Source organism: Caulobacter sp. GW821-FHT09B11 (assembly GCF_059418205.1).
Window position 1 is genome coordinate 33,008 of sequence record NZ_JBWKPK010000005.1, and the last position, 13,821, is coordinate 46,828.

Genomic DNA, 13,821 nt, shown 5'->3' on the forward strand with positions numbered 1-13,821 from the left:
AAAAGGTTCACGGCCGCGTGATGGTTCCGTGATCGGGGAGAGGAACAAAATGAACCAAGGGCCGTTGGCGGGCGTCCGCGTGATCGAGATGGGCCAGCTGATCGCCGGTCCGTTCTGCGGCCAGGTGCTGGGCGACTTCGGCGCCGAGGTGATCAAGCTCGAGGATCCCAAGACCGGCGACCCGATGCGCCAGTGGGGGCGCTCCAAGCCCCAGGGCCTGTCGCCCTGGTGGCCGGTGATCGGTCGCAACAAGAAGTCGGTCACGGTCGACCTGCGCACCGACGAGGGCCGCGACATCGCCCGCGCCCTGATCGCCAAGGCCGACGTGGTGGTCGAGAACTTCCGCCCCGGCACGCTGGAGAAGTGGGGCATGGCCTTTGACGCCCTGGCGGCGACCAACCCGGGGCTGGTCATGGCCCGCGTCTCCGGCTTCGGCCAGACGGGTCCTTATGCCAAGCGGGCCGGCTACGCCCTGGTCGGCGAGGCCATGGGCGGCCTGCGCCACATCACCGGCGAGCCCGACCGCAATCCGGCCCGGGCCGGCATCTCGATCGGCGACAGCCTGTCGGGCCTCAACGCCGCGCTGGGGGTGATGATGGCCCTGCACGCCCGCCAGCGCACCGGCAAGGGCCAGGTGGTCGACGTGGCGATCTACGAGAGCGTGCTGACGGTGATGGAGAACCTGGTCACCGAATACGACCTGACCGGCTACATCCGCGAGCGCTCTGGCGCCGTGCTGCCCGGCATCGCCCCGTCCAACGTCTATCCGACCCGGTCGGGCGAACTCGTTTTGATCGGCGCCAACCAGGACACCCTGTTCAAGCGCCTGTGCGAACTGATGGGCCGGCCGGACCTGGCCGAGGACCCTCGCTATCGCGACCACGCCGCCCGCGGGATCAACCAGGCCGAACTGGACGCCCGCATCGCCGCCTGGACCCTGGACCAGGACATCGACGACCTGCTGCCCAAGCTGGAAACCGCCGGCCTGGCCTGCGGCCGCATCTATCGCGCGCCCGAGATGCTGGCCGACCCGCAGTTCCAGGCCCGCGACTCGATCGTCTCGGCGCCCCACCCGGTGTTCGGTCAGGTGAAGATGCAGAACGCCTTCCCCCGCCTCACCGACACCCCCGGCGGCGTCCGCTGGACCGGCCCGACGCTGGGCGAGCATACGGAAGGGGTGCTGGCCGAGGTGGCGGGGATGGCGGCGGAGAAGGTGGCCGAGTTGAAGGCGCGGGGGGTGGTTTAGGCCGCCAGCACTGCAAGTTCGCCTCCCTCGCCCCTGTGGCGAGGGTCCATGCCGGCGCCAGCTCAGACCTTGGTCGCCTCGCAAAGGTCTGAGCGGCTGAACCATGGGTCCTGGGCACAAGGCCCAGGAAAGCGAATGAGGGTAGGCGAACGCCCTATCCAATCCTCACGGACAAGGGTTCGGGTGCACCGCGTGGATGGCGTTGACGGCCGTCTCCAGCTCCTCCGTCCAGGTGACGTCGAAGGCGTCGATGTCGGTCTTCAGCTGCGCCATGCTCGTGGCGCCGATGATGGTGGCGGTGACGAACGGGCGGGCGTCGACGAACTTCAGGGCCAGATGGGCCGGGTCCAGGCCGTGCTGGGCGGCCAGATCGACATAGGCGCGGAAGGCCTCGAGCGCGCCCGGCCCCTCATAGCGGTGCATGCGGTTGTAGAGCGCCTTGCGCGAGCCCTCCGGCAGCTTGCCGTCCAGGTACTTGCCGGTCAGCTGGCCCTGGGCCAGCGGCGAATAGGCCAGCAGGCCCACCTGCTCGCGCATGGCGATCTCGGCCAGGCCGTATTCGAACACCCGGTTGGCCAGGTGATAGGCGTTCTGGATCGAGGCGATGCGCGGCAGGCCTTTCGCCTCGCTTTCGGCCAGGAACTTCATCACCCCCCAAGGGAACTCGTTGGAGACCCCCAGAGCCCGGATCGTCCCCTTCTTCACATGGGCGTCCAGGGCCTCGAGGATGTCGCCGAAGCGCTGGTAGTCGTCATCGTAGTCCTTGTAGGTCTGGCCGCCGAACACCCGCACGGCGCGGTCGGGCCAGTGCAACTGGTAGAGGTCGAGATAGTCGGTCTGCAGGCGCTTCAGCGAGCCCTCCACCGCTTCATCGATCTGGGCCTTGGTCTGGCGGGTCGTCGCGCCGTCGGCGCGCATCCACGATAGGCCGCCGAAGGCCGAACCCCGCCCGGCGACCTTGGAGGCCAGCACGATCTCGTTGCGCTTGCCGGTCTTCTTCAGCCACGAGCCGATGTAGCGCTCGGTATGGCCCTGCGTCTCGGGGCTGGGCGGGCTGGCGTACATCTCGGCCGTGTCCCAGAAGGTCACGCCGCGGCCCAGGGCGTAGTCCATCTGGGCGTGGGCTTCCTCTTCGGTGTTCTGCGAGCCCCAGGTCATGGTGCCCAGGCAGCAGCGCGACACCTGGATGCCGGTGCGGCCGAGTTCGACGTAGTCCATGAAGTCCCCTGCTTGGCTGTAACGCGACTATTTAGGCGCGATCGGCTTCAACCCAAGGCTGGCGGCCTTGCGCCCGGCGCGTTTCGACACGATATTTCACACGTGTCCCCTTGGGGACGGAAACATAAAGGGCTTCCTTCGATGAACGACTTCAACCGCGACTATGCGCGCTCGATCCCGACGGATCGCGCGGACATGTCGGTTGACGCCGGACTGCGCAGCTTCATGCTCGGCGTCTACAACAAGGTTGCGCTGGGCCTGCTGCTGTCGGCCGCCCTGGCCTGGACGACCAGCTCGTTCCCGCCGGTCCGCGACCTGCTGTTCCAGGTCAATGGCAACCGCATCAGCTACACCCTGCTGGGGATCGTGATCTCGTTCGCGCCCCTGGGCATCCTGCTGTTCTCGGGCTTCGTGATGAAGTCGATCACCCCGCGCACCGCCGGCGTGATCTACTGGACCATCGTGTCGCTGATCGGCGCCTCGCTCGGCACCGTGGTGCTGATGTACACCAGCAGCAGCGTGGCCTCGACCTTCCTGATCACGGCCGCCGCCTTCGGCGCGCTGAGCCTCGTGGGCTACACCACCAAGAAGGACCTGTCGGGCTTCGGCAGCTTCCTGATCATCGGTCTGGTGGGCCTGATCCTGGCCTCGATCGTGTCGATGTTCTTCCCGTCGGGTCCGCTGGTCTTCGCGATCAACGCCATCGGCGTGCTGATCTTCGCCGGCCTGATCGCCTACGACACGCAGAACCTGAAGATGACCTACTACCAGGTCGGTGGCGATGCAGCCGCCAAGTCGGTGGCCACCAACTACGGCGCGCTGAACCTGTACCTGGACTTCATCAACCTGTTCCGCTTCCTGCTCTACTTCCTGGGCGACCGCCGCTAAGCGGACGCTCTGGACAAGATCCGGACCAGACGAACGAAGCCCCGGCGGATCGCTCCGCCGGGGCTTTTTCGTGGGCGCGGCGCCTCGACCGCCGCCTCAGTCCACGACCTTGAACCTGCCCTTGTCGAACAGCCGCAGCACCTGGGCCAGGTCGTGGCCGCGCTTGAGCACCATGCCGCCCTGGCCGCGCACCAGCCACTGGCCCTGCTTGCGGGCCAGGTCGGGCCACTTCTCGACGCGGTAGAGCGGCGCCTCGGCGGCGTGGCGGAAGATCGAGAAGGCCGCGTGGTCGGTCGCGCCGCCCATGCCGTAGTCGCGCCATTCGCCGGCCGCGACCATGCGGCCGTACAGCCGCAGCAGCTGGTCGATCTCGCGCCGCTCGAAGAACACGACGCCGCCGACGGGGGAGGGAGCATCAAGGGCCATGGATGCGAATCCTAACCCCAAATCAGGCCGAGAGGCGAGCGTCGCAAATCCGCAACATCGTTCGACGAACCGCCAAACCAAGCTGCACCAGGCCACGAAATGACCTTGTTTTGGTCCTGCGCCCGCCCGTTTGGGGGTCGAAAAAGTGATTGTCGGCTGATCGGACACCCCACGGTCCTGGATCCTGAACAGCCCCCCCAGCCCCCCTCGATCGCGGGCCGGTCGGCCGACAGACTACAAGAGAACCCCTCTCTTCTTGCAGAGCCCGCACGGATCACCCCTCCCGTGCGGGCTTTCGCATGTCTGGACCCCGCCTGTTCCGAGGCCTGTTCCGGGCCTGCAAAGATGGCCACAGAGGCGCCTCAACCCGTCGCGAAACGACCCTGATCGCGCCCTTCCCCGGCCTCGGACGAGGATCAGATTGTCATGGTCGGTCGATCGGAACGCCAAGCGGTCCGGGATCCTGAACAGCCCCTCCAGCCCTCCGGGCCACGAGGCGCGCCGCTCGGCCGACGCGTATTTCTATCCCCTCCCCCTAAAGACCCCGCTTCGCCGATCATCCCCTAAGGCGAGGCGGGGTTTCTTTTGCGCGGAAGGCAGGAAGGAAGCGCTGGAAGGGGGCTCTAGCGGCTCTTGCCGCCCGGCGGCAGCACGCCCAGCACCCGGCCGCCCTTGACGCCCTGGACGATGATCGCCGTCTGCAGCTCGTCGTCATGGCCCTGCGGCAGGCGGTACATCCGCGAACGACCCGACCAGGTCCCCAGCTTGACCAGTTCGCGCACCACGTTGCGGTGGACGATGGTCTGGCCGCGGTTGTCGCCGCGCTTGACCGCGATCTCCTGCTTGCGCGGATCGAAGCGCACCAGCCAGACCTCGGCCCCGCCACGCGGCACGACGCCCGAGCCGACAGCCACGCGGCTGGTCCCGACGAACTCCATGTCCGGGGCCGGCGGCAGGTGGGTGGTCTCGATCAGCTTGTCGACCGTCTCGGCCTTGGCGCCCGAGGCCTGGACCTTGCCGGCCACCACCACCTGGGGCGTGGGCACGTCCCGCAGGGCGAAGGCCTTGGCGTAGACGCGCTGGCGCTCGACGAAGGCCGGCTTGGCGAAGGTGTCCTTCCAGCCGAGATAGTCCCAGTAGTCGACCGAATAGGTCAGGGCCAGGACGTCCTCGCGCTCGGCGAGCTCGGCGGCGGCCTGGTTGGCCTTGCCGCACGACGAACAGCCCTGGGCTGTGAACAGCTCGACCAGCACGGGAGACTTGGCCGCGGCCGGGGCGGCGACGAGGCTCGTCAGGGCGAGGGAGACAACAGAGATCAAGGCCGTACGCATGTGCGGCGCACTTAAGCCAAGAAACCGCTGCGTCGCCGCTCACGAGGCCGTGAAATGGCCGCTTCGGGCCCGGTAAATCCACACGACAACGATGTCGGCGCCGTTTGAGCGGGATGACAAAGCAAAACGGCCGGCCCCAGGGGGACCGGCCGTCTCGTTAGTCAGCGCCTGAAGAGGCTGCTCAGTCGGCCTTGGCCAGGTTGCGCAGCACGTAGTTCAGGACGCCGCCGTTCTTGAAGTACTCGAGTTCGGTCGGCGTATCGATGCGGCAGCGCACCGGGAAGCGCGCAATGCGGCCGTCGGTCGGGCGGTAGAGCTCGACGATCAGCTGCTTGCGCGGCGCCAGGTCCTGCAGGCCGCGGATCGAGACCAGCTCTTCGCCGGTCAGTTCCAGCTTCTGCCAGCCGTCGGCGATGAACTGCAGCGGCAGCACGCCCATGCCGACCAGGTTCGAGCGGTGGATGCGCTCGAAGCTCTCGGTGATCACCGCGCGGACGCCCAGGAGCTTGGTGCCCTTGGCGGCCCAGTCACGCGACGAGCCGGTGCCGTATTCCTTGCCGGCGAACACGACGGCCGGACGGCCTTCGGCCTGGTACTTCATGGCCGCGTCGTAGATCGGCATCACTTCGCCCGAGGGGAAGTGCTTGGTCACGCCGCCTTCGATCTCCGGGGTGATCTTGTTGCGGATGCGGATGTTGGCGAAGGTGCCGCGCATCATGACTTCGTGGTTGCCGCGGCGGGCGCCGTAGCCGTTGAAGTCGATCGGCTCGACGCCGTTGTTGACCAGGTACTGGCCAGCCGGGCTGGACGTCTTGATCGAACCGGCCGGGCTGATGTGGTCGGTGGTGATCGAGTCGCCGAACACGGCCAGGACGCGGGCTTCCACGATGTCGGTGACCGGGGTCGGGGTCATCGACATGTTCGGGAAGTAGGGCGGGTTCTGGACGTAGGTGGAGTCACCTTCCCAGGCGTAGGTCTGGCCGCCGGTGACCTTGATGCCTTGCCAGTTCTTGTCGCCCTTGAAGACGTCGCCGTAGCGGGTGGCGAACATCTTCTCGTTGATCGACTTGCGCTGCAGGGCGGCGATGTCTTCGTTCGAGGGCCAGATGTCCTTCAGGAAGACGTCGTTGCCCTTCTTGTCCTTGCCGATCGGCTGGGTGTTCAGGTCGATCTTCAGCGAGCCGGCCAGGGCGTAGGCCACCACCAGCGGCGGCGAGGCCAGGTAGTTGGCGCGCACGTCCGGGTTCACGCGGCCTTCGAAGTTGCGGTTGCCCGAGAGCACCGAGCAGGCGACCAGGTCGTTGTCGTTGATCGTCTTGCTGATGTTTTCCGGCAGCGGGCCCGAGTTGCCGATGCAGGTCGTGCAGCCATAACCCACGAGGTTGAAGCCCAGGGCGTCGAGGTGCTTGGTCAGGCCGGCCTTGGCCAGGTAGTCGGTGACGACCTGCGAGCCGGGGGCCAGCGAGGTCTTCACCCACGGCTTGGCCTTCAGGCCCTTGGCGACCGCGTTCTTGGCCAGCAGGCCGGCGGCGATCAGGACCGAGGGGTTGGAGGTGTTGGTGCACGAGGTGATGGCGGCGATCACCACGTCGCCGTGGCCGACGTCGAAGTCCTCGCCTTCCACCGGAGCGCGGAACTCGGGGGCTTCGGCCTTGCCGAACTCACCGGCCAGCGACTCGGCGAACTTCGAGGCGGCGTCCGACAGCAGCACACGGTCCTGCGGGCGCTTGGGGCCGGCCAGCGACGGCAGGACGCTCGACAGGTCGAGTTCCAGGGCGTCGGTGAAGGTCGGCTCGGCGACGCCGGGCTCCCACCACAGGCCTTGTTCCTTGGCGTAGGCTTCCACCAGGGCGACGCGGTCGGCTTCGCGGCCGGTGCCCTTCAGGAAGGCGATGGTGGCGGCCGAGATCGGGAAGAAGCCGCAGGTGGCGCCGTATTCCGGAGCCATGTTGGCGATCGTGGCCTGGTCTTCCAGGGTCAGGTTGGCCAGGGCGTCGCCGTAGAATTCGACGAACTTGCCGACCACGCCCTTCTTGCGCAGCATCTGGGTGACGGTGAGCACCAGGTCGGTGGCCGTCGCGCCTTCCGGCAGAGCGCCGGTCAGCTTGAAGCCGATGACTTCCGGGATCAGCATCGGGATCGGCTGGCCGAGCATGGCGGCTTCAGCTTCGATGCCGCCGACGCCCCAGCCCAGGACCGACAGGCCGTTGACCATGGTGGTGTGGCTGTCGGTGCCGACGACGGTGTCGGGGTAGGCCACCTCGGCGCCGTCGACCAGGGCGGTCCAGACGGTCTGTGCAAGGTACTCAAGGTTCACTTGGTGACAAATTCCGGTGCCCGGAGGAACGACGCGGAAGTTGTTGAAGGCCGACGAGCCCCAGCGCAGGAAGCGGTAACGCTCGATGTTGCGCTCGTATTCGCGCTTCACGTTGGCGTCGTAGGCCTTGGAGTCGCCGAAGTTGTCGACCATCACCGAGTGGTCGATGACCAGGTCGACGGGGTTCAGCGGGTTGATCTTGGCCGGGTCGGCGCCCAGGGCGACCATGGCGTCGCGCATCGCGGCCAGATCGACGACGGCGGGCACGCCGGTGAAGTCCTGCATCAGCACGCGGGCCGGGCGGAAGCTGATCTCGTGCTCGACCGAGCCCTTGTTTTCCAGCCAGTTGGCGACGGCCTTCAGGTCGGCTTCGTTGACCGAGACGCCGTCTTCGTAGCGCAGCAGGTTTTCCAGCAGCACCTTCATCGAGACGGGCAGCGAGCCCGTGCCGGCCAGACCGGCTTCCTCGGCGGCGCGAAGGCTGTAATAGACGTAGGTCTTACCGCCGACGACGAGTTCGCGGCGGGTTTTGAGGCTGTCCACTGACGCCATTTGGAAGGATCCCTTCTCTGTTCACGGCCGCCGGAAAACCACTCCCGGGATCGCGCGATCGAGGGGGACCCACAGCGTCCATCCTCGCGCCGCGTACGCCCCATCCAAAGCGGAGGGTGACGGCCGTGCGCTTCTTAGCGCCGGTTACCCACAACGTCCATGCACGGCGCATGGACTTGCGATGATGAGAGCCGTTCGCATAAAGGGTTTGAGCCTCGCGCGGGGCGAGCGGACCCTGTTTTCGGGGCTCGATCTGGCGCTCGAAAGCGGCCAGGCCGCCGCCCTTCTGGGCCGCAACGGCGCGGGCAAGACCAGCCTGCTGCGAGCCGTCGCCGGACTGCTGCGGCCCCAGGCCGGAACGATCACGTTCGAGGGCGCCGACGGCGCCCCGCTGGAGGCGGAAACCGCCCGCGCCGAAGGCCTGCATCTGGCCGGCCACCACGACGGCCTGAAGACCGCCCGCACCGCCTGGGAGGAGCTGCTGTTCCAGGCCCGCTGGACCGGCGGAACCGAGGCCGGCGCCCGCGCCGCGGTCGAGCGACTGGACCTTTCACGCCTGCTCGACCTGGAGGTCCGCCGCCTGTCGGCCGGCCAGCGTCGGCGGGTCTCCCTGGCCCGCCTGCTGGCCAGCCCCCGTTCCCTGTGGCTGCTCGACGAGCCGATGGCCCCGCTGGACGCCGGCCACCGCGCCCTGTTCGGCGAGATCCTGGCCGAGCATCTGGCCGGCGGCGGCATGCTGCTGGCCGCCGTCCACGATCCGCTGCCGATACCAGCAAGAAGCGTGGAGATCGGCGGATGAGGGCCTTCGCCATCCTTCTGCGCCGCGAACTGGCCCTGGCCTGGGGCCGGGGCGGCGGACCGCTGCTGGCCCTGGCCTTCTACGCCTGCGTCGTCACCCTGCTGCCGCTGGCCGCCGGCCGCGCGCCCGAACGTCTCGCGGCCCTGGCCCCCGGCATCGCCTGGCTGGCCCTGGCGCTGTCGGCCCTGCTCTCGCTGGAGCGCCTGTTCGAGCGCGACTTCGAGGACGGGGCGCTGGACCTGCTGGCCCTCGGCCCCGCCCCCCTCGAAGCGGTCGCCGTGGCCAAGTGCCTGGCCCACTGGCTGGCGGCCGGCGCGCCCCTGGCCCTGGCCGCGCCCATCGCCGCCGTGGCGCTCGGGGCCTCGCCGTCGATCGCGCCGCTGCTGTTCGTCTGCGCCCTGGCGGGAGGACTCGCGTTCTCGTTCCTGGGCGGACTGGGCGCGAGCCTGGCCCTGGGCAGCCGTCGCGGCGGCCTGCTGGTGGCGGTGATCGTGCTGCCGCTCTACGCCCCGCCCGTGATCTTCGGGGCCGGCGCGCTCGACAGCCTGGCCGGCGGCCTGCCCTGGACGGGCGGCCTGCTGTTCCTGCTGGCCTACAGCGCCGCGGCCGTGGCGCTGAGCCCGCTGGCCATGGCCGCGGCCTGCAGGAACGCGCTGGACTGATCTCGCATCCACGCCCCTTCAGCCGTCATCCCGGCCGAAGCGCAGCGTAGAGCCGGGACCCAGGGGCGACCGCATCGTATCAGCTACCGCTGGGGCGCTTGATCGACCCGCAGAGCCCAGTCCCCTGGGTCCCGGCTCTTCGCGCTGCGCGCTACGGCCGGGATGACGAACTTTTTGAAGATCCGAAGACTTAAGGCGTCAGGCACGCCGCCTCGACCACTGTGGCGTCCAGCGTGCCGGCGGCCGGGGCCTGCCAGTCCTGCTCGAAGCGGTAGGAGTCCTCCGCGCCTTCGAGATTGTTCTTCGGGTAGCGGAAGGCGGCGGCGTTGCGGAAGCGGCCGGCCGCGCAGTCCACCTCGACCAGCACCTTCTCCGAGCGGAAGGCCGGGGCGTCCGGCGCCTGGGCCTCGGTGCGCGGCATGCGGAATTCGTGGCGGACCCACACCTGGCCTTTCGGCTTCAGGCCGTCGTTGCTCCTGGCGGTCTTGGCGAACATCAGCACCGCTCCCTCCTCGGCGGCGGCGAAATAGGGCCAGCCGTCGGCCCGCACCCGCTCGGCCCAGGGCGGCATGGCCTTGGCCCGCTCCTGGGCGGTGACGGTGACGCCGTCGACGTCATGGTCGGCGGCGGCCTTGGAGTCAGCCTGGGGAGCGGCGGGCGCCTGGACGGCCAGCAGCAGCCCCGCGACCCCGGCGGCGATGAGAAAATGAGCGTCCACCCTGCGGCCTCCCGTCGGGCGCGCGTGCGGCGCCCTTTTCTTCTTCCATGGTCACGGTAACATGGGTCAACGAACGATCAACCGGCCGGCAGGGGAGGCCGTCGCGAATGACCAGGACCCGAACGGTCGGCAAGGCGCTGTCGCTGCTGGCCGCCCTCGCCTTGGCTGGCGCCGCCCAGGCGGCGCCGACCCGCAAGGAAAGCTGGGGCAAGCCCGGCGTCAGCTATCTGAAGTACCGCACCGACGCGGCCGAGTGCCTGTACTATGTCGAGACCCTGGCGCCGGTGAAGCTGGCCCTGGTGGACCTGACCTTCGGCATGGACATCCCCGTCGATCCCGACGTCGGCTCGCGCGAGCCCTCGGCGTCCGGGGCCGGGCAGGCCGCCCAGAACTACGCCGAAGCCTATCGGCTGCGGATGAACCGCAACTGGCGCAACGTCCGCGATCAGGCCACGCCGGCCCTGGAGAAGTGCCTGACCGAGCGCGGCTACAGCCGCTTCAAGCTCAGCGACGCCGAGCAGAAGGAATTGAAGGACTTGCGCGTCGGCACGCCGGCGCGTCACCTCTATCTGTGGCGGCTCGGCTCGGAGCCGCGCTGAGGAGGGCAGGCCCATGAGCCTGACCGAGATCGCTCGCTTCGCCGACCTGGCCGAGGCCCAGATCGCCGCCTCGCGGCTGCGGGCCGAGGGCGTGCCGGTGCTGCTGCAGAACGAGCACTGGGGCGCCAGCGACTACCTGATGACCATCGCCATGGGCGGCTTTCGCCTGTGGGCGCCCGACAGCGACGCCGAGGAGGCCCGGCAGCTGATCGAGGATCTGCGCGGCGGCCCGTCGCCGCCGGAGCAGGCACCCAAGCCCGACGTGCTGGACCACGGCGCTTCGGCGGGCAAGGCCGGGGCTGCGCTGCTGCTGGCCGCGGCGTTCGGCCCGGCCGGCGGCCTGCTGCTGGACGGCAAGCGCCACGACGGCCGGATCCGTCTCGTCGCGGCCGGCGTCACGGGCCTCTTCCTGTTGGCGGGCCTGGGCGTCTGGCTGGTCGTGCTGGCCGGCTAAGGCGCGGGGGCCGGGACGGCCTGCAGGCCGTCCGGATCGGCGTGGCGTTCGCCCAGCACCGTCACGAAGCTGCCGGCGATGATCATCAGGCCGCCGACGCCCAGGGCCAGGGTCAGGTGGTCGCCGAACAGCAGCACGCCGATCGAGGCGCCCATCAGCGGCTCGATATTGATGAACACCCCGGCGCTGGCGCTGCCGACGCGGGCCGAGCCGAACTGCCAGGCGGCCGTGGCCAGCAGGGTCGACAGCACGCCCAGGCCCAGCACCCCGATCCACGCCGTCGGCGAGAGATCCAGCGTCGGCGGTCCGTGCATGACCAGGGCGATCGGCAGCACGGTGAAGGCGGCGATGATCACCGTGGCGGCCGGCACGGCCATCGGCGAGGCGGGCTTGGGCGCGCGTTTCAGCACCACCAGCCAGGCCAGGAAGATGAAGAGGGAGCCCAACGACAGGGCCACGCCCAGCGGCGAGCCGGCCCCGTCGGGCTTGCCGGCGATCAGGGCCGCGCCGAGGGTCGCGGCCCCGACGCCCATCCACGAGGCCCGGCTGACCTTTTCGCCCATCACCTTGGCGCAGATCGCGATCAGGGCCGGCATGGCTCCGACCAGCAGCGCCGCCAGGGTGACGCTGACATGAGCCAGGCCCTCGAACTGCACCATGAAGGCCACGCCGTAGAGCGCGCCCGACAGCAGCATAACCGGCGAACGGAAGAGCGCGCGGGCCTCCTTCGTCCTCAGGGCGAAGGGCGCGGCCACCACGGCGGCGACGGCGAAGCGCAGCAGCACCATGTGGGCGGCGTCGGTCTCGCGCAGGATCAGCTTGCCCAGCGGGAAGCCGAGCCCCCACAGCAGGCCGGCGAGGATCAGGGCGAGGAAGGCGACGCGTTTCATCGGGGGCCTCATGCCGCATTCGGGTGCTGGGGGATATGGGCCTTGCTCGTGACAGGACCTGTCAGCAGACCGGCGCCGAACATGAAATTATCGAAATGAGTCCAGGCGCGGCGTGCGGGCCACACCGCCAAGTGATTGATTTGTCAGTCGTTCGTATCGCCGGTCCGAGTATCGCTTCACTCGTGTAACATTGTTCACATCTTCAGACATTTTCGCGCCACAACGGGTTTCAACCTAGGCCGCAGTTCGTATCCGCCCTTGTCCAAGGAGATCGCCATGCGCCCCGCCCTCAAGTCCCTCGCGCTCGCCGCCGGCGCCGCGCTCACGGCCGGCGTCGTCGCCGCCGCGGCCCAGACCACCGAGCCCCCGGCTCCGCCCAGGCCGCCCGCCCCGCCGGAAGCGCCCGAGCCGCCCCCGCCGCCGCCCGGCGTCGACCACCTGACCTTCCGCGGCCCGCCGCCGATGGCCATCCGCGCCCATCGCGATCCGGAAGCCCGCGCCAAGCATCTGCGCGACGTGCTGCAACTGACCGATCGCCAGGAAGGCGCGCTGAAGGCCTATATCGCCGCCACCGGCCCCAAGGAGCGTCCCGAGCCCCGGCCGATCAAGGACGACGGTCCCGAGGGCGCCGACAGGGCCCCGCCGACCACGCTGGAGCGCCTCGACCGCCAGGCCGAGCAGCTGGCCAAGGTCGCCGCCGAGTTCAAGGCCCGGGCCGACGCCACGCGGACCTTCTACAACGCCCTGTCGCCCAGCCAGAAGAAGGCCTTCGACGTCCTCGGTCCGGAGGTCGGCGGCGGCCCCGGCGTCTCGGTGCGCCGTATCGAAACCCGTGGTCCCCAAGGCCTTCAGGGCGGCCCCGGCTTCGAGCGCCGCGACGAGCGTCGCGTGATCATCGAGCGCAAGTCGGGCTCATAAACAACCGAGACGATTGCGGGCGTCCTTCAGCCGATCTAAGTCAAGGTCGATGGGCGCCCGCAACAACAAGAACCCGTTCGACTTCCTGGCCAACCCCGAGCGGTTCATGGCCTTCTCGCGCTGGGCCGCGCCCATGTTCGGCGCGATCGCCGGCGTGCTGGCGGCGATCGGCCTCGTCCTGACCTTCACGGTCCCCGAGGACTACCAGCAGGGCGACACCGTGCGGATGATGTTCATCCACGTGCCGGCCGCCTCGCTGTCCATGTTCGTCTATCTCTGCCTGGGGATCGCCAGCTTTCTGGCGCTGGTGTTCCGCCACGCCCTGGCCGACGCCGCCGCCCAGGCCTGCGCCCCGCTGGGCGCGGCCTTCACCGTGCTGGCCCTGGCCACCGGCTCGCTGTGGGGCAAGCCGATGTGGGGAACCTGGTGGGTGTGGGACGCCCGCCTGACCTCGGTGCTGGTGCTGCTGCTGTTCTATCTCGGCTATCTGGCCCTGCGCGGCGCGCTCGACGACGAGCAGAAGGCCGCCCGGGCCGCGGCCATCCTGGCCCTGGTCGGCCTGATCAACCTGCCGATCGTCAAGTTCTCGGTCGACTGGTGGAACAGCCTGCACCAGGGCTCCTCGACCCTGTTCGCCAAGCCCGAGAACCGCCTGCCGACGATCTACGCCTGGCCGATGCTGGTGATGAGTCTGGCCTATCTGTCGGCCTTCGGGTCGCTGTGGCTGGTGCGGATCCGCGCCCTGGTCTGGCGGCGCAAGGCCCGGGCCCTGGCCCTCAAGGCGGCGGAGGCCTGACGCCCGA

14 protein-coding genes are annotated in these 13,821 nt (G+C 69.1%); 8 read left to right on the forward strand and 6 right to left on the reverse strand.

Translation table 11 applies throughout. The features are described from left to right. The first annotated feature begins 49 nt into the window (after positions 1 to 49). A complete protein-coding gene (locus AC07N1_RS04715) occupies positions 50 to 1,246 on the forward strand; it encodes a CaiB/BaiF CoA transferase family protein (protein WP_494670751.1) in 1,197 nt (398 codons plus the stop codon). A gap of 165 nt (positions 1,247 to 1,411) precedes the next feature. Here AC07N1_RS04715 and AC07N1_RS04720 read toward each other — a convergent pair whose 3' ends face one another. Beyond that, positions 1,412 to 2,464, reverse strand: coding sequence for an aldo/keto reductase (locus AC07N1_RS04720; RefSeq protein WP_494670752.1), 1,053 nt, complete (start codon positions 2,462 to 2,464; stop codon positions 1,412 to 1,414). 141 nt (positions 2,465 to 2,605) lie between these two features. On the opposite strand from AC07N1_RS04720, the gene AC07N1_RS04725 reads away from it, so the two are divergent. Then, positions 2,606 to 3,352 carry a Bax inhibitor-1/YccA family protein gene (locus AC07N1_RS04725; RefSeq protein WP_494670753.1) on the forward strand — a complete coding sequence of 249 codons (747 nt, stop codon included), beginning with the start codon at positions 2,606 to 2,608 and terminating at the stop codon, positions 3,350 to 3,352. Positions 3,353 to 3,448: 96 nt separating this feature from the next. Here the strand turns inward: AC07N1_RS04725 and AC07N1_RS04730 are convergent, their stop codons facing one another. The 3 genes from AC07N1_RS04730 to acnA form a co-directional block, all read right to left on the reverse strand. After that, on the reverse strand, positions 3,449 to 3,778 hold the full coding sequence (locus AC07N1_RS04730; RefSeq protein WP_494670754.1) for a DUF2794 domain-containing protein: 330 nt from the start codon (positions 3,776 to 3,778) through the stop codon (positions 3,449 to 3,451). A gap of 623 nt (positions 3,779 to 4,401) precedes the next feature. Next, positions 4,402 to 5,109, reverse strand: coding sequence for a DUF1223 domain-containing protein (locus tag AC07N1_RS04735; RefSeq protein WP_494670755.1), 708 nt, complete (start codon positions 5,107 to 5,109; stop codon positions 4,402 to 4,404). Positions 5,110 to 5,290: 181 nt separating this feature from the next. Beyond that, positions 5,291 to 7,978, reverse strand: coding sequence for an aconitate hydratase AcnA (acnA, locus tag AC07N1_RS04740; RefSeq protein ID WP_494670756.1), 2,688 nt, complete (start codon positions 7,976 to 7,978; stop codon positions 5,291 to 5,293). A gap of 181 nt (positions 7,979 to 8,159) precedes the next feature. Here acnA and ccmA point away from each other — a divergent pair, with 181 nt between their 5' ends. Both ccmA and ccmB read left to right on the forward strand, forming a co-directional pair. Then, positions 8,160 to 8,777, forward strand: coding sequence for a heme ABC exporter ATP-binding protein CcmA (gene ccmA, locus AC07N1_RS04745; protein WP_494670757.1), 618 nt, complete (start codon positions 8,160 to 8,162; stop codon positions 8,775 to 8,777). Next, the gene (gene ccmB, locus AC07N1_RS04750; protein WP_494670758.1) at positions 8,774 to 9,439 is read left to right on the forward strand and encodes a heme exporter protein CcmB; all 666 of its coding nucleotides are present in this window, start codon (positions 8,774 to 8,776) and stop codon (positions 9,437 to 9,439) included. Before ccmA ends, ccmB begins: the two co-directional genes overlap by 4 nt. Positions 9,440 to 9,629: 190 nt before the next feature. Here the strand turns inward: ccmB and AC07N1_RS04755 are convergent, their stop codons facing one another. After that, positions 9,630 to 10,157, reverse strand: coding sequence for a surface-adhesin E family protein (locus AC07N1_RS04755; protein ID WP_494670759.1), 528 nt, complete (start codon positions 10,155 to 10,157; stop codon positions 9,630 to 9,632). Positions 10,158 to 10,264: 107 nt separating this feature from the next. Between AC07N1_RS04755 and AC07N1_RS04760 the strand changes: the two genes are divergently transcribed. Beyond that, positions 10,265 to 10,756, forward strand: a complete 492-nt coding sequence (locus AC07N1_RS04760) for a hypothetical protein (protein ID WP_494670760.1) — start codon at positions 10,265 to 10,267, stop codon at positions 10,754 to 10,756. Positions 10,757 to 10,769: 13 nt separating this feature from the next. Beyond that, positions 10,770 to 11,210 carry a putative signal transducing protein gene (locus AC07N1_RS04765; RefSeq protein WP_494670761.1) on the forward strand — a complete coding sequence of 147 codons (441 nt, stop codon included), beginning with the start codon at positions 10,770 to 10,772 and terminating at the stop codon, positions 11,208 to 11,210. Here the strand turns inward: AC07N1_RS04765 and AC07N1_RS04770 are convergent. Next, positions 11,207 to 12,100, reverse strand: a complete 894-nt coding sequence (locus tag AC07N1_RS04770; protein ID WP_494670762.1) for a DMT family transporter — start codon at positions 12,098 to 12,100, stop codon at positions 11,207 to 11,209. The genes AC07N1_RS04765 and AC07N1_RS04770 overlap by 4 nt on opposite strands. A gap of 276 nt (positions 12,101 to 12,376) precedes the next feature. Between AC07N1_RS04770 and AC07N1_RS04775 the strand changes: the two genes are divergently transcribed. Beyond that, the gene (locus tag AC07N1_RS04775; protein WP_494670763.1) at positions 12,377 to 13,018 is read left to right on the forward strand and encodes a Spy/CpxP family protein refolding chaperone; all 642 of its coding nucleotides are present in this window, start codon (positions 12,377 to 12,379) and stop codon (positions 13,016 to 13,018) included. A gap of 49 nt (positions 13,019 to 13,067) precedes the next feature. Continuing rightward, the gene (gene ccmC / locus AC07N1_RS04780; RefSeq protein ID WP_494670764.1) at positions 13,068 to 13,814 is read left to right on the forward strand and encodes a heme ABC transporter permease CcmC; all 747 of its coding nucleotides are present in this window, start codon (positions 13,068 to 13,070) and stop codon (positions 13,812 to 13,814) included. The last annotated feature ends 7 nt before the right edge of the window (positions 13,815 to 13,821 follow it).

Excerpts from the sequence above, each read along its gene's own strand:
- AC07N1_RS04715 (WP_494670751.1), top strand. The coding sequence starts at position 50 with ATGAACCAAGGGCCGTTGGCGGGCGTCCGCGTGATCGAGATGGGCCAG.
- AC07N1_RS04720 (WP_494670752.1), bottom strand. The coding sequence starts at position 2,464 with ATGGACTACGTCGAACTCGGCCGCACCGGCATCCAGGTGTCGCGCTGC.
- AC07N1_RS04725 (WP_494670753.1), top strand. The coding sequence starts at position 2,606 with ATGAACGACTTCAACCGCGACTATGCGCGCTCGATCCCGACGGATCGC.
- AC07N1_RS04730 (WP_494670754.1), bottom strand. The coding sequence starts at position 3,778 with ATGGCCCTTGATGCTCCCTCCCCCGTCGGCGGCGTCGTGTTCTTCGAG.
- AC07N1_RS04735 (WP_494670755.1), bottom strand. The coding sequence starts at position 5,109 with ATGCGTACGGCCTTGATCTCTGTTGTCTCCCTCGCCCTGACGAGCCTC.
- acnA (WP_494670756.1), bottom strand. The coding sequence starts at position 7,978 with ATGGCGTCAGTGGACAGCCTCAAAACCCGCCGCGAACTCGTCGTCGGC.
- ccmA (WP_494670757.1), top strand. The coding sequence starts at position 8,160 with ATGATGAGAGCCGTTCGCATAAAGGGTTTGAGCCTCGCGCGGGGCGAG.
- ccmB (WP_494670758.1), top strand. The coding sequence starts at position 8,774 with ATGAGGGCCTTCGCCATCCTTCTGCGCCGCGAACTGGCCCTGGCCTGG.
- AC07N1_RS04760 (WP_494670760.1), top strand. The coding sequence starts at position 10,265 with ATGACCAGGACCCGAACGGTCGGCAAGGCGCTGTCGCTGCTGGCCGCC.
- AC07N1_RS04765 (WP_494670761.1), top strand. The coding sequence starts at position 10,770 with ATGAGCCTGACCGAGATCGCTCGCTTCGCCGACCTGGCCGAGGCCCAG.
- AC07N1_RS04770 (WP_494670762.1), bottom strand. The coding sequence starts at position 12,100 with ATGAAACGCGTCGCCTTCCTCGCCCTGATCCTCGCCGGCCTGCTGTGG.
- AC07N1_RS04775 (WP_494670763.1), top strand. The coding sequence starts at position 12,377 with ATGCGCCCCGCCCTCAAGTCCCTCGCGCTCGCCGCCGGCGCCGCGCTC.
- ccmC (WP_494670764.1), top strand. The coding sequence starts at position 13,068 with ATGGGCGCCCGCAACAACAAGAACCCGTTCGACTTCCTGGCCAACCCC.